This window comes from Anabaenopsis tanganyikae CS-531 (assembly GCF_029891675.1).
Taxonomy (GTDB): Bacteria; Cyanobacteriota; Cyanobacteriia; order Cyanobacteriales; family Nostocaceae; genus Anabaenopsis; species Anabaenopsis arnoldii.
On the sequence record NZ_JANQDF010000086.1, the window covers coordinates 27,156 to 41,821 of the forward strand.

10 protein-coding genes, 1 tRNA gene and 1 pseudogene are annotated in these 14,666 nt (G+C 42.5%); 10 read left to right on the forward strand and 2 right to left on the reverse strand.

The window, feature by feature from the left end; genetic code table 11:
- The first annotated feature begins 499 nt into the window (after positions 1 to 499).
- Together NWP22_RS08705 and NWP22_RS08710 are read left to right on the forward strand one after the other, a co-directional pair.
- Positions 500 to 1,039 carry a peptidoglycan-binding domain-containing protein gene (locus tag NWP22_RS08705; protein WP_271732450.1) on the forward strand — a complete coding sequence of 180 codons (540 nt, stop codon included), beginning with the start codon at positions 500 to 502 and terminating at the stop codon, positions 1,037 to 1,039.
- A 148-nt stretch (positions 1,040 to 1,187) separates the two neighbouring features.
- A pseudogene (locus NWP22_RS08710) lies at positions 1,188 to 1,382 on the forward strand (peptidoglycan-binding domain-containing protein); the annotation flags it as partial.
- Positions 1,383 to 1,386: 4 nt separating this feature from the next.
- On the opposite strand, the gene NWP22_RS08715 reads toward NWP22_RS08710, so the two are convergent.
- Positions 1,387 to 3,807 carry a sucrose synthase gene (locus NWP22_RS08715; protein WP_271732448.1) on the reverse strand — a complete coding sequence of 807 codons (2,421 nt, stop codon included), beginning with the start codon at positions 3,805 to 3,807 and terminating at the stop codon, positions 1,387 to 1,389.
- A gap of 232 nt (positions 3,808 to 4,039) precedes the next feature.
- A tRNA-His gene (locus tag NWP22_RS08720) sits at positions 4,040 to 4,112 on the reverse strand.
- A gap of 119 nt (positions 4,113 to 4,231) precedes the next feature.
- Between NWP22_RS08720 and NWP22_RS08725 the strand changes: the two genes are divergently transcribed.
- The 8 genes from NWP22_RS08725 (at position 4,232) to NWP22_RS08760 (ending at position 14,400) form a co-directional block, all read left to right on the forward strand.
- Positions 4,232 to 4,612 carry a DUF4359 domain-containing protein gene (locus NWP22_RS08725; protein ID WP_271732447.1) on the forward strand — a complete coding sequence of 127 codons (381 nt, stop codon included), beginning with the start codon at positions 4,232 to 4,234 and terminating at the stop codon, positions 4,610 to 4,612.
- 33 nt (positions 4,613 to 4,645) lie between these two features.
- Positions 4,646 to 5,359 carry a sirohydrochlorin chelatase gene (locus NWP22_RS08730; RefSeq protein ID WP_271732446.1) on the forward strand — a complete coding sequence of 238 codons (714 nt, stop codon included), beginning with the start codon at positions 4,646 to 4,648 and terminating at the stop codon, positions 5,357 to 5,359.
- Positions 5,356 to 6,117, forward strand: a complete 762-nt coding sequence (gene cobA, locus NWP22_RS08735) for a uroporphyrinogen-III C-methyltransferase (RefSeq protein WP_280801744.1) — start codon at positions 5,356 to 5,358, stop codon at positions 6,115 to 6,117. The genes NWP22_RS08730 and cobA overlap by 4 nt, the downstream gene beginning before the upstream one ends.
- 29 nt (positions 6,118 to 6,146) lie before the next feature.
- Entirely contained in the window at positions 6,147 to 6,716 is a 570-nt protein-coding gene (locus NWP22_RS08740; RefSeq protein WP_271732443.1) for a Uma2 family endonuclease, read from the forward strand.
- A gap of 241 nt (positions 6,717 to 6,957) precedes the next feature.
- Positions 6,958 to 10,401 carry a helicase-related protein gene (locus tag NWP22_RS08745; protein ID WP_280801745.1) on the forward strand — a complete coding sequence of 1,148 codons (3,444 nt, stop codon included), beginning with the start codon at positions 6,958 to 6,960 and terminating at the stop codon, positions 10,399 to 10,401.
- 129 nt (positions 10,402 to 10,530) lie between these two features.
- Positions 10,531 to 11,142, forward strand: coding sequence for a Uma2 family endonuclease (locus tag NWP22_RS08750; RefSeq protein ID WP_271732440.1), 612 nt, complete (start codon positions 10,531 to 10,533; stop codon positions 11,140 to 11,142).
- A gap of 38 nt (positions 11,143 to 11,180) precedes the next feature.
- Entirely contained in the window at positions 11,181 to 14,210 is a 3,030-nt protein-coding gene (locus tag NWP22_RS08755) for a DUF1156 domain-containing protein (RefSeq protein ID WP_280801746.1), read from the forward strand.
- A gap of 67 nt (positions 14,211 to 14,277) precedes the next feature.
- Positions 14,278 to 14,400: a hypothetical protein gene (locus NWP22_RS08760; RefSeq protein ID WP_280801747.1), complete on the forward strand. Its 123-nt coding sequence runs from the start codon at positions 14,278 to 14,280 to the stop codon at positions 14,398 to 14,400.
- Positions 14,401 to 14,666 lie beyond the last annotated feature (266 nt).

The following is a 14,666-nucleotide window of genomic DNA, read 5'->3' on the forward strand; positions in this document are numbered from 1 at the left end:
TGAGCTTGTGCAAGATTGATGATCCCTGTGCAGAGTCAGGCTGGTAACCCTTAATTTTTAGGAGTTGCTCAAGAGGTGTTCTGCTACCCTTGTCACCCGATTTTGTACACCAGAGCATTAATTCACCAAAAATTAACAGAAAAACTTCCTTAACTAGAATATTAGATAATGCTATACTCATAAAATGAAAACTGCTTACGTAAATTTATCTAGGTTAACCAATCATCAATCAAAATTGATCTTGCATAATAACTGGAATATGAGATTATAGCATTTACCATGCTCGTGAGGTACAATTTTTTTTAGTTTGAGGGAATAGGGAACAGGGAATAGGGAATTGGTGTGTACTTCATGATCCTGAAAAAGGCTATATTTATAATTAATAGTTATAAAAAGAATATTACACACCTTTTGGGAATTTTTCCGTATTAAGAATTCCGGACTAACAACAGGTTTGTTTGTCAAGTGAGAAATTAGATTATTACTAAAATGAACAACGATGAGCGAAATTGGCCTGCTGATGACGGGTATACTAACCGCCAGACAAGTATATTCAGAGAATAGATTACCGAAGCAGCAACCATTGCAGATGGAAAGTAGCTCGGAGCATTTAAGCCATAACGTAAGTAAATTAATTAACATTCCCTCTCAAATCACACCACCGGAATTTATCCCAATAGATGCAATTTCTCAAACCTCCTCATCGGCGTCCCACTTACCTCAAGAAAAACTGCTCGCGTCAATCACAATTAGCCAAAGGAGTCACCAACCTAGGACAATCACTGCGGACAATAGGATCAAAGTAGCTGCGGTCTCATCGGGTTTCACAGGTCAATCTCTACCGACTTTGCGTTTTGGTACTTCAGGTACTGCTGTGAGAGTTTTACAGCGTTTGTTAATTTCTAAAGGCTACGCCATTAGAGTTGATGGGTCTTTTGGTCCATTGACTGAAACAGCTGTCAAAGCCTTTCAGAACCAGCGGAAAGTAGGGGTAGATGGAGTAGTCGGTCCACTAACTTGGCAACAGTTGACAATGTAGTTATTGATCAGCTACAAATATGATTAACTAGATATATCTCAGATACTCAAATGCCCGCGGACAAGATTGTTAGTTATCAGTGGTCGCAAGTCCGATGACCGGCAACCGAACTAATTATAACTTAAAATATGCTGAGTAATTTATGCTAACTCTACGTTTTGGTAATTCAGGTATTGTGGTGAGAGTTTTACAGCGGTTGTTAGTTTCTCAAGGCTATATGACCCGAGTGGATGGAAATTTTGGGGCGCTGACTGAGGTAGCTGTCAAGGCTTTTCAGAACCAGCGCCGACTCAAAGTAGATGGAATAGTCGGGTCAATTACTTGGGAACAGTTGACTAAATGAACTTCTACCGATGCTGATGCTGCGCTAATAACTCTTGTGCTTTGGGTTTGTAAATTAAATAGAATAAAGCTTCCAGATAACGCAACAAGTCCTCGCGGTTTTCCTTGGAGGTAAAGTTCCAAAAGCCATAAATCCTGGCTAGGGATAACAACTTGGTGGTATGAATTTTCCAGGTATATGTACTTAATACCCGGTTAATTGCTTCCCGGGAAATAGCATCCCAATATTGGGAGGTTTGATTGCACTTGGTGACAAAGGTGAGGATTTTGGCCGCTGTCTCTTCTAAATTTGTGGGGTTAATGTAAAAGCCATTGACTTGATCTTGAATAATTTCTAGGGGTCCACCAAATTGGGTCGCAAAAGTTGGTAGTCCTGAAACCATGGCTTCTAAGATGGTTAAACCAAAGGCTTCAAATAAAGCAGGTTGAATAAATATCCCTTGGCGATCGCCGATCACACGGTAAATCTCACCGGAATCAGATTTAGATAGGCGTACACCCAGCCAACGCACTTTACCATAGAGATTATACTGTTCAATGATCTGATAGAGTTTAATAATCTCCTCTTGTTCTTCGTTGTCGTCTGACTCTTCCACACGCAACTTACCCGCCACTAAGATTAAGTTACAATGCTCCTGTAATTCTGGAGACTGACCATAACATTCTGCTAAACCTGTGAGGTTTTTAATCCGGTCAAGACGGGCCATAGAAAACAGGGGGCGCTTTTGGGGATTATCTAGTTTACCAAAAATTTGGTGCGGGTCTTCCAGGGTAAACAGCATTTGAGCAATTCGCTGGCGATCGCTTTCCACTCGGTCTTGAGTGCGGGAGTAAGGGAAATAGTAACTCTCATTCACCCCTGGAGGTACAACATTAAACTTAGGACTAAATAATTCAATGCCGTTGACTACGTGGTATAACTCCGGCATGGTGAAGCATTTGTAAGACTCATACTGTCCTACACTATCAGGTGTACCAACAATTTCTTGGTAAGTACTGCTGATCACGAAATTGGCGGCGTTCATGGCAATCAAATCAGCGGTAAATTGTAGGGAGAAATGGTATTTATCCTCCAATTCTTCCCAGTAGAGGTTACTAAATAAGTATTTAGACTTTTCCAAAGCGTGGGCGATGTTGCACTGAGTCACATTCATGCGCCGTGCTAGCAGAAACGCCACCAAATTACCATCAGAGTAGTTACCCACAATTAAGTCAGGTCTACCTTGAAATTCTGCCAACAGTTCTTTTTCTGAGTCAATAGCAAAAGTTTCCAGATAAGGCCAGAATTCAAATCGAGAAATCCAGTTTTGGGTCATATTGGGATTAAAATCCCGCAGGGGTACGCGCAAAATCCAGGCGTTCTCTGTACCGTGAACTTTTTCTAGCCTTTGATTGCACAGTGTACCATCGCTATTAGGTATTAGGCGGGTGAGAATAATCACCTTTGGCTCGACGTTTAACCCTCCTAAACCTGCTAGATCCAGATCCTCTTGTAGTTGTTTTTCCAGATTCTTAGCTTGGTCAAGCACATAAACTACCTGTCCCCCAGTGTCTGGACGACCTAAAACACCTTCTTGACCAAACCAACCATGAGCCGATACGAGGACGATTCTAAAAATCATCGGGATGCGAGAGATGAAAGCTTCGATGGTCTGAGGGTCAGGAGAATCAATTAATTCATCTAAAATATCCAGGGTATCACGGACTCGCCCGGCTGTATTACCCCACCCCGGTTCAAAACCCATTATCTGTAATTCAAAGCGGAATTCTTCATAGGGTTGATCTTGGGGTCGCTCGCTGACGAGGGTGATGGCTTTTTTTACTTGGTCAGAAAGTTGCTGCTGAGTCTTAATCCGCTCATTAATTAACAGCTGCACACCGTTATACTGGTGGAGGCGCAAGAAATTCAATAAGCTGTCCAGCAATTGTTTTGAGTCTTGAAATAATTTGCTGGATAGGTAGCGGTTGAGGAATTGTACCCCCTTACCAATATTTTTCGGGTCGCGGATGACTGGGGTGTAATCGTAAAACGGGCCAAAATCTAATTCTAGTAGGTCACCCTCTAGTGGGTGATATTTATTCACAAAGCGATCGCGCAGGTCCAGCAGTTCCTGGACTGACATGGGCTCAACATTCAAATCTTCTGTGAGCCGATAAACTTCTTGACGAGCAATTTTAGGACGAATAATCAAACACAGGCTGGAATCTTCTTGAATTATTTCCTGAGTATAGTAGATGAGTTTCCCTAAGCGGGAAGCAGACGCGGTTGTTTCTGATTTCTCCGACTGAGAACAATAATTCTTAAATACATTGAGGATATCGTTACGTAGCAAGTATTTTTGTTCTTCCTGGCGTAACTGGCTCAAAAAGGCACGCAAATCGCTTTTTTCTTCACTATCTAAGATTGCTTGGATCAATTCAGACATGATAACCCCTCAGATCGAATTTGCATTTTACAAAAAAAATAAACACAGATGGGCGTTCTGTGTTTTTCCTGTTATAATCTGGCCAATTTCTTTGTGTTTTTTTTGACTCAGAATATATGCTGCTCAGTTTTTTTTACCTTAACTTAAGTTACATAATTTTGGGGGATATTAGCTGACTCACATAGGTAACTATTCCCCACTTTAGCTGTTGAGCAAACTTTTGCTAAATGAGGGCGAACGATGGGACTCGAACCCACGAATGGTGGTACCACAAACCACTGCCTTAACCACTTGGCTACGCTCGCCATTATTGTATATTAGTGATTATAGCACGATAATCAGAAAATGATCAAGACCTTTTTTTCCAGTGGCGGATTTTCTCAAATTCCAGTCGGATAACTATAGTGAGTTTAAGCCAGAAACCATGAAAGCACTGACAACTATCGCATATTCCGGAGCCATAGGACTAGTAGCCTTGGGGGTAGCAATGGCTATGACCAATCCTTCCCAGGCTGAATATGAAGATTATGCCACACAACGGCTAACAGAATATTTAAAAGGGGACGTTTGCCAGAAAACGGGCAATTTTTTAGAAAATTTAATCAAGTCTCAATGTGACAACCTCGTAGATCAAACCATTCCTCAAATGCGTGATATCCTGGCGCGGAGTACCCAAAAGCAGGATTTCCTCATTTTTAGTGTTTACCGGACTGATTTAAAAATCAGTTCCTGGATACCGTTGTATAAATTTGAAACTGTAGGAGCTTTCGATAACTTTTATACCTATAGTGCTAAGAAGCAATAAGCTGATATACTCCCAAACAGTTATTTGATGATTATGACATCTGCATATTTACTGGTATCACATGGTAGCCGTGACCCCCGCCCCCAAGTGGCTATGGAGCAATTAGCAGAGCTCGTATCTGCTCAATTGGGTCATGGTAAAGACTTGGTAGGTATAGCTGCTCTGGAATTACAACCCCAGCCTTTACACCAGCAGATTAAAGACTTTGCTAGTATTGCTTTTTTGGATGGGGTTGGTTCCTTAGAAATTGTACCACTGTTTCTGTTACCGGGTGTCCATGTAATGGCGGATATTCCGGAGCAGATTGCTTTGGCACAAGAGGCTCTGGGGAAAGATATAATTATTCGTCAACACCGCCATTTAGGTAGTCACCGGAATTTAGTGACCTTACTATCCCAGGAAGTGGCTACAATGGAAGCCCAAACTACAATTTTATTAGCTCATGGTAGCCGTCGTCCTGGTTCCCTGGAGCCTATAGAAACTATAGCAGGCCAGTTGGGTGCAGTTACTGCTTATTGGGCTGTAGCGCCTAGTTTAGAATCACGTATCCAGGATTTAGTGGCTACAGGACAAACAAAAGTGGCAATTTTACCCTACTTTTTATTTACAGGTGGTATAACTGATGCGATCGCTGTGTCCCTAGAAAGGCTAAAATTACAATTTCCTACTGTGACTTTCCAACTGGCTGCGCCTTTGGGAGCAAGTCCAGAATTAGCTGAGATAATTGGGGATTTAATAGATACATGAGCCGCACGGTGACGGGTAAGGTTTATTTATTAGGTGCGGGGCCAGGAGACCCAGGACTAATGACCCTCAAGGGTAAGGGTTTATTAGAATCTGCTGATGTGGTGATTTATGATGCTTTGGTTAGTCCAGAGATTTTGGGGATGATTAACCCCCAAGCGGAAAAAATTAACGCGGGTAAGCGCATGGGGAGACATTCGTTATTACAGTCAGAAACTACCCAGTTATTAATTACCAAAGCCCAAGAATACCCCCTAGTGGTGCGACTCAAGGGGGGTGACCCTTTTATCTTCGGTCGTGGGGGGGAAGAAATGGCGGATTTAGTGGCTGCTGGTGTACCTGTGGAGGTTGTGCCGGGTATTACATCTGGGGTGGCGGCTCCTGCCTATGCTGGTATACCTTTAACCCATAGGTTATATAGTTCTTCTGTGACTTTTGTAACTGGGCATGAGGCTGTAAATCAGTATAAACCACAAGTAAACTGGCAGGCGATCGCCCAAGGTTCACAAACTATTGTGATTTACATGGGGGTTCAGAATCTGCCTTATATTGTGGAACAATTAAGCCAGGCTGGGCTAGATTTAGCAACACCTATTGCTTTAGTGCGTTGGGGTACACGACCAGAACAAGAGGAATTGATTGGAACCCTAGAAACTATTATTGCCCAAGTTACAGCCTCTGGATTTACCGCCCCGGCGATCGCTGTGATTGGTGCAGTTGTCAATATGCACAGTATTTTATCTGGCTGCTCTCCTGTGTAATTCTACAGTAAAAGCCGAGTCCCCAAACCATGACTACCTTTTCCCCCCAAACTCTGACAATTGATGGATTTCTGAAACTTCCCTGTGTAGAGGAATCCCCAGCATGGGAATACATGGACGGGGTAGCTATGCAAAAACCAATGCCAAAAACTCGCCACTCTCTTTTACAAAAGCGCCTGTTAACTGAAATTGATAGTCATAGCCAAGCATATACGGCTTTACCTGAACTGCGGTGTACTTTCGCTGGGCGATCTATTGTTCCTGATATCGCTGTAATTGCTTGGGCGCGAATTGCAGTCAACGAAGTGGGAGAGCCTGAGGATAATTTTACAGCACCCCCTGATTGGTCTATTGAAATTCTTTCCCCTGATCAGAAGGCGAATCGGGTGATTGATAATCTTTTACATTGTTTAAAACATGGTTGTCAGTTGGGGTGGATGGTTGATCCAGATGATTATTCTGTGCTGATTTTGACCCCAGACCAACAACCTCAGATTTGTAGAGGAGCTTCCCCTGTGCAAGTTTTAGCAGGAGTCGATTTAAACCTGACATCACAGCAAGTTTTTACCTGGTTGAAAATTAATCAGCGCTCATCCTGAAACCAGAAAATCCAGTCCCCTCCTCTTATCAGGGGAGGGTTAGGGAGGGGTCGGCTTTTTTACCTACCCTAAGAAGTTGTTTTATGTAAAAATATTTAGTTAATTTCTTAAGTTTTATGACCTTTAAGTACAACAATTTTAACTATAAAGTTTACCTAAAGTTTATCTAAATATGCTTATACTTATATAATCAGTCAAGTGCTGGTAACAGATATACTACTGAGTATTCAGAGGTAACCCCATGAAAATTGACCAACTACAAAGGAATGTGATTGTACGTGGTTCCATTTTTCCAGAACCAGTACAGGTATTGTTGGTGGAACCAATGGGGACAGCAGTTAAACTCACGGGTAAAGGACTCAAAAGTAATCAGGTTTATGAACCCATACTGAATGCTGAACAGTTGGAAGAGTTACAAGCTACACCGGAAAGAGAACCCTTTGATGGTAACTCCCAGTATTTTCGGTTCGGTGTGGAAGCTCTACGTTTGGGGTTAGCTTACGAATATGATCCTTATTTTGCCTTGGCGATCGCCCGGGTAGACCCCCTCCCCCATCAATTAGAGGCGGTTTATGAGTATTTTTTAAAACAGCCAAGGTTGCGGTTTTTACTTGCCGATGACCCCGGCGCGGGTAAAACTATTATGGCGGGGTTGCTGCTGAAAGAATTAAAAGCTAGGGGACTGGTGAAACGTACTCTAATTATTACACCCGCCAACCTGACATTTCAATGGCAACGAGAACTAAAAGACAAATTTCGCGAAGAATTTGAGGTGATCCGGGGTGATGTCCTGCGGGCTAATTATGGTTCTAATCCTTGGCAAGAAAAAAGTCAAGTGATCACTTCTGTATCTTGGGTTTCTCGCATTCAAGATGCGAAAGATAGTTTATTAAGAAGTAACTGGGATTTAATTATTGTGGATGAAGCACATAAAATGAGTGCTTACAGTTCCGATAATAAAACTTTAGCCTATAAACTGGGTGAACAACTCTCCCAAATTACCGACCACTATTTATTAATGACCGCTACCCCCCATAAGGGCGACCCGAAAAACTTTTGTTTATTCCTAGAATTATTAGATAGAGATGTGTATGGGGATGTGCAAAGTTTACAAGCTGCAATTAATCAAAATCATGCTCCTTTTTACCTGCGTCGGACTAAAGAATCTTTAAAAACATTTCCCGATGCAGAAACCGGTATTGTTAAAAAATTATTCACTAATCGCAAAGTTGATACTATTGAGTTTCAAATTGACGCGGAAGAATTAGAATTTTATCATGCACTGACAGACTATGTAGAAGACCAATCAATCAAAGCTGCAACGGATGATACAGCTAAAGGTAGAGCATTGGGTTTTACTATGGCGATGTTACAACGTCGCTTTGCTTCTAGTATTTACGCTGTGCGGCGCAGTTTAGAACGAATGCGCGATAAACGCCAAAGAATTTTAGAAGACCCAGAAGCTCATCGTCAAGAACAAATTAAAAAAAAGCTTCCCGATGACTTTAATGATTTAACAGACACAGAACAGGAAAAAATTATGGGGGATTTAGAAGGTGTGGTAGCTTCTATTGACCCCATTGCTTTGCAAAAGGAAATCCTACAATTAACTGCTTTAATTAATCAAGCATTGAGCTTAGAAAAACGGGAAGTAGAATCTAAATTAGTCAAACTCAAGGAAGTAATTACCCAGGAGGGAATTTTTCAAGACCCTAAGATGAAAATGCTCATTTTTACTGAGCATAAGGACACCTTAGATTATCTAGTGGGGAAATTACAAGCTTGGGGTTTATCGGTGACCCAAATTCATGGAACAATGAAAATAGGCGATCGAGATACACCCAACACTCGCATTTATTCCGAACGGAAATTTAAAGAAGAGTGTCAGGTACTGGTTGCGACGGAAGCAGCGGGGGAGGGAATTAATTTACAATTCTGCTGGTTCATGATTAATTATGATATCCCCTGGAATCCGGTAAGATTAGAGCAGCGGATGGGACGTATTCACCGCTACGGACAGGATAAAGATTGTTTAATTTTTAACTTTGTTGCTATTAATACCACTGAAGGTAAGGTATTATGGAAGCTGTTTGAGCGGATTCGCGCCATTGAAAGGGATTTAGACCCGGAAAGAACCGGTAAAGTATTTAACGTCCTAGGTGATATTTTCCCGGCCAATGAGTTAGAAAAGATGATGCGGGATATGTACGCTCATAACCTGACTGAGGGGGCAATTCTTGATCGGATTGTAGAACAAGTAGATACAGAACATTTCCGTAAAATTAGTGATTCTGCTCTGGAAGGACTAGCCAAACGAGAATTAAACTTATCACCAATTATCAGTAAATCTGCTGAAGCTAAGGAACGGCGATTAGTTCCCGAAGTCATCCATGATTTCTTTGTCGAAGCAGCACCCATAACGGGGATTCATCCTAAGGAAACAGGGAAGGGTAAGAAAATATATAAAATTGGGCGGGTTCCGCGCACCTTGTGGGGAACGGGAGATAAGTTAGAAAGTCGCTTTGGTAAATTGGGGCGAGAGTATAAAAAGATTACCTTTGATAAACATATCTTGACAAATGACCCCACATTAGAATGGGTCACCCCAGGACATCCCCTATTTGAGTGTGTGCGGGATGAAGTTGCTACCAAAGTACAGGAAGACCTGCGCCGGGGTGCGGTATTTTTTGATTTACATCGTCACACCCCAGGGAGGTTAGATGTATTTTCCGCTGCTATTAGTGATGGACGGGGTAATAAACTCCATGAACGTTTATATGTAGTCCAGACAGAGTTAGATGGAAAAATCACCATCCGTCAACCAACCATATTTTTAGATTTACTACCTAGTAGCAGTGGGGAAGGTGAGGAGAATGGTAACTGGGTTAATTCCATCCCAGATGACAGTAGTTTACCCAGTCGCGAACAGGTAGAACAAGCATTAGTTGAACAAGAATTAAATAGCTTTTTAACAGAAATTCGCACCGAAAGACAAAAGGAAGTCAAGACAATTTCCCACCATATAGAAATTAGTCTGAATGTGATTATAGATAGAGTCCAGGTTCAATATGCAGAGTTGTTTGAACTTAAGGAATCTGGCTCTAAAGAACAGGGATTAGAAGGGCGCATTAAACAATTAGAAGACCGACTATTTGAATTAAATGGTCGCTTAGAACAACGTCGGGAAGAATTGCAAAAAGAAGCCAGTTGTACCATTACTAGTATTAATCATCATGGGCGAGCTTGGGTGTTACCCCATCCCCAAAGAACATCCCCAGAAGTTGCGCCTATGGTTGCTGATGAGCAAATTGAAAAAATTGCCATTCAAGCAGTGATAGAATATGAACAAGCTAGAGGTTGGGAGGTTGTGAGTGTGGAAGCAGAAAACCGGGGTTTTGATTTAATCTCCCGTCAACCAGACTCTGGCGACCCTTTAAAAGCTAGTGAAGTGAGGTTTATTGAAGTTAAGGGACGGGGGAATATTGGGCCCGTGGCCTTGACGACAAATGAATATAAAACTGCGGAAAGATTACAGCATGATTATTGGTTATATGTGGTGTTTAATTGTGCGTCTTCTCCTAGGGTGGTGACTATTAAAAACCCTGTGCGCTTGGGTTGGGAACCTTTAATTAAAATTGAGCATTTTCATTTAAAAGCAGAGGAGATTTTAGGAGATATTATATAGGATATGGGCAAGATTAAAGCCAGAGATTTGGTGAAAATATCTTTGACCCCACCCTCACCCTCCCTTTGTCAAGGGAGGGGACTGGATTTGATTGTTTTATGCTATACCTAATTTACCCTGAATAAATCTATGAAATTACAAACCACTACCCAGAATATCAAAATCCTTAAAGCCTACTATACCCCAGAAGAATATTTAGAACTAGAAGCGAAAGCTGATGATAAAAATGAATTTCGAGATGGGGAAATTATAGCGATGACTGGGGGGACTACTAATCATAATAAATTGGCGTTAAATCTCGCCACTAGGTTAAATTTGGCTTTAGATGATTTGAACTATGAGGTTTATATTGGTGATGTGAAGTTGTGGATCCCACAGTATAGACAGTTTACCTATCCTGATGTGATGGTTGTTGGGGGTGAACCTGTTTATTACAGCACAAATACGACAACGGTGACAAATCCTTTATTAATTGCTGAGGTTTTATCGAAATCTACCAAAGACTATGACCAGGGGGATAAGTTTCTCTATTATCGCTCAATTCCTGAGTTAAAAGAATATATTTTAATTGACCAGACTCAATATTATGTGATGCAATATGTCAAAACTGGTGAACATCAATGGATCTTGACTGAGTATACAACAGAAAATGCTCAGTTAAATCTGTCAACAATTAAGTTACAATTGCCTGTGCAGCAATTATATAAAAAAGTTAATTTTACCGAAAATATAGATTTATAGTTGCTTGCTGTGTGTTCACATCCCGGATTCTCTAAATAATGCCATACCCTAAACGCCTGATTGAGGTTGACCTACCTATTAAACGCATTTCCGCCCACGCTAGAAGAGAGAAATCAATCCGCCATGGACATATTTCTACTTTACATATTTGGTGGGCGCGGCGACCTTTGGCGGCTTGTCGGGCGGTGCTGTGTGCGGCGTTATGGCCTGACCCGGTTGATGTAAACTGTCCCCAGTCTTTTCGCGATTTGGCTACTGATTATATCACAGATTTTGCTCAAAGAGTAGATAAAGGTGGAGATTTAGCTAAATATTGTTCTACGGATATTTGGCATAAATGGCAGGTTTTAGCTAAACCAGACAGTCGGTTAGATGCTAATAACCCTCAACATTGGAATATATTAAGATATAGGTTACTTGATTTTATTGCAGATTTTGCTAACTGGGATAACTCTACCCAGCCTGATTATTTACAAACCAGTCGTAAATTAACCCAAGCAGCACACGAGGCTTTAGGGGGGATACCAGGAACTAAGCCCTTAGTGGTAGACCCTTTTGCTGGGGGTGGTTCCATACCTTTGGAAGCACTGCGGGTGGGTGCGGATGCTTTTGCATCTGATATTAACCCGGTGGCGGTGTTGTTAAATAAGGTGGTGTTGGAATATATCCCTAAGTATGGGCAAAAATTAGCGGATGAGGTGCGCCATTGGGGACAGTGGGTAAAGGAGGAAGCGCAAAAAGAGTTAAGTCAATTTTATCCCCAAGATGCTGATGGTAGTACACCCATTGCTTATTTATGGGCTAGAACTATTGTTTGTGAAGGTCCAGGATGTGGGGCGGAAGTTCCGTTAATGCGGTCTTTATATCTGTGTAAAAAGAGTAACCGCAATATTGGTTTAAGGATCATTCCCCAACCGGAACAAAAGCGGGTAGATTTTGAAATTATCCAGAAGGATAAAAATAAATGGGTAGTCGCTGATAATCCAGACATAGAGGTTACCAACCCTAGTTTTGATGGTACGGTGAAAAGAGGTTCCGCTACTTGTCCCTGCTGTGGGTATACTACCCCTGTCGCATCGGTGCGGAAACAGTTAAAAACCCGTCAGGGAGGGGCGAATGATGGGCGGTTGTTTTGTGTGGTGACCACTAAGGAAGGTAAAAAGGGGCGATTTTATCGGTTACCTAATGAGCAGGATTTAGAGGCTGTTGTAAAGGCTGGTATTGAGTTACAAAGGCGGGTGAATGAGCATTCTGGGGATTTGAGTTTAATTCCTGATGAGCCTACTCCTAAAGGTGGTGGAAGTGGTGCGGGTAGGGCATTTTCTCAGCGAAATTATGGGATGGATCAGTTTAAAGATTTATTTACTCATCGGCAAAATTTAGCTTTAACTACACTGGTGAAGTTGGTTAAAGATGTGGGAGATAAGTTAGGAGATAGTTCTAGGGGTTTGGCTGAGGCTGTGCAAACTTGTTTAGCTTTTGCGATAAATCGAATGGCAGATAAAAACGCATCTCTAACTATTTGGAATACAGTTGGAGAGAAGATTGAACACGTGTTTGGTCGTCAAGCTTTACCTATGACTTGGGATTTTCCTGAGGTAGCGATTTTTTCTGATAGCACTGGAAATTTAATGAGTCAGATCGATTTAATCGCTAAAACAGCAAATTTTGATTTGCCTAATTTTTTGAATATAATTCAAACTCAACAAGCTAACGCAGCGAGTCACCCCCTACCGGATGATTTTGCTCAATGCCTATTTTCTGACCCTCCTTATTATGATGCCGTACCCTATGCCGACTTATCCGACTTCTTCTATGTTTGGCTAAAACGCACTTTACCCCCTTCCCTGGGAACATCTTTCACAGCCCAACTTACTCCGAAAGATGATGAGTGCATTGTGGATGAAGTCAAAGGCAAAGATCAAGCCTACTTTGAAACTACAATGCAAACAGCGATGGCGGAAGGAAACCGATTTTTAGCACCCGAAGGTATAGCTGTAATTGTCTTTGCTCACAAATCAACCTCTGGATGGGAAGCCCAATTACAAGCCATGGTAGATGCAGGTTGGACTATGACAGGTTCCTGGCCTATAGATACTGAAAGACCTGGAAGACTCCGCGCCCAAAACTCCGCCGCCCTCGCTTCCTCAGTCCATATAGTCTGTCGTCCCCGCACCTGTACAGAAATTGGCGACTGGCGGGATGTATTAGGAGAACTCCCCCAACGCATACATGACTGGATGGCGAGATTAGCAGCAGAAGGGGTAGTAGGTGCTGATGCTATCTTTGCGTGTCTAGGTCCAGCTTTAGAAATCTTCTCTCGCTACTCCGGGGTAGAAAAGGCTTCTGGTGAAATTGTCACCCTGAAGGAATATTTAGAATATGTGTGGGCTGCGGTATCAAGGGAAGCTCTAAGTATGATTTTCTCTAACACCGATACTACCAGCTTTGAAGAAGATGCGCGCCTGACCGCCATGTGGTTGTGGACTCTTTCCGCAGGTAAAGTTGATACCACAGAACCAGAGGAGGAGGAAGAGGAAGAAACCAGCAGCAAAACCAGTAAAACCAGCGGTTATACCCTAGAGTATGACGCGGCGCGGAAAATAGCCCAAGGACTGGGGGTAAAGTTAGAACAATTAACCCGGTTAGTAGAGGTGAAAGGTAGCAGCGCCCGACTGTTACCAGTATCTGAACGTAGACAATATTTATTTGCTTCTGCGGATTCCCCAACCCCAACCACAGGTAAAGCTAAGGGGAAAAAGCAACAACCCGAACAACTGAACTTTTTACCCCAGATGGGGATGACAGAGGAAGATGGCGCGGATGAGGTGGAGCAAATATTACCCCAGTTAGGGAATACTACTTTAGATCAAGTTCACCAAACTATGATTTTATTTGCATCGGGACGCAGCCAAGCATTGAAGCGTTTTTTAGTTGATGAAGGTGTCGGGAGTGATTCCCGTTTTTGGGGACTTGCTCAGGCATTATCGGCATTATACCCCGTTAGTTCGGAGGAAAAACGCTGGGTAGATGGGGTATTAGCTAGAAAGAAGGGGTTAGGGTTTTAGATCGCGCCTATTCCTTCGACTCCGCTCAGGAAACAGATTCCGGTGGTTGAGCGTAGTCGAAACCACAATGAGCGGAGTCGAAACCACAATGAGGGTAGTCGAAACCACAATGAGGGTAGTCGAAACTGCGATCGCCCCTATTCCTTCGACTCCGCTCAGGGAACAGATTCCGGTGGTTGAGCGTATTTGATGACAATATGTTTGACCCCACCCTAACCCTCCCCTCAAGATGGGAGGGAACTGGATTAGATTGTTCCCTTCGACTCCGCTCAGGGAACAGATTCCGGTGGTTGAGCGTAGTCGAAACCACAATGAGCGTAGTCGAAACCACAATGAGCGTAGTCGAAACCACAATGAGGGTAGTCGAAACTGCGATCGCGCCTATTCCTTCGACTCCGCTCAGGGAACAGATTCCGGTGGTTGAGCGTAGTCGAAACCACAATGAGCGTAGTCGAA

Coding starts and splice junctions, on each gene's coding strand:
- NWP22_RS08745 (WP_280801745.1), top strand. CDS start 6,958: ATGAAAATTGACCAACTACAAAGGAATGTGATTGTACGTGGTTCCATT.
- NWP22_RS08730 (WP_271732446.1), top strand. CDS start 4,646: ATGACATCTGCATATTTACTGGTATCACATGGTAGCCGTGACCCCCGC.
- NWP22_RS08715 (WP_271732448.1), bottom strand. CDS start 3,807: ATGTCTGAATTGATCCAAGCAATCTTAGATAGTGAAGAAAAAAGCGAT.
- NWP22_RS08750 (WP_271732440.1), top strand. CDS start 10,531: ATGAAATTACAAACCACTACCCAGAATATCAAAATCCTTAAAGCCTAC.
- NWP22_RS08740 (WP_271732443.1), top strand. CDS start 6,147: ATGACTACCTTTTCCCCCCAAACTCTGACAATTGATGGATTTCTGAAA.
- cobA (WP_280801744.1), top strand. CDS start 5,356: ATGAGCCGCACGGTGACGGGTAAGGTTTATTTATTAGGTGCGGGGCCA.
- NWP22_RS08705 (WP_271732450.1), top strand. CDS start 500: ATGAGCGAAATTGGCCTGCTGATGACGGGTATACTAACCGCCAGACAA.
- NWP22_RS08755 (WP_280801746.1), top strand. CDS start 11,181: ATGCCATACCCTAAACGCCTGATTGAGGTTGACCTACCTATTAAACGC.
- NWP22_RS08760 (WP_280801747.1), top strand. CDS start 14,278: ATGAGCGGAGTCGAAACCACAATGAGGGTAGTCGAAACCACAATGAGG.
- NWP22_RS08725 (WP_271732447.1), top strand. CDS start 4,232: ATGAAAGCACTGACAACTATCGCATATTCCGGAGCCATAGGACTAGTA.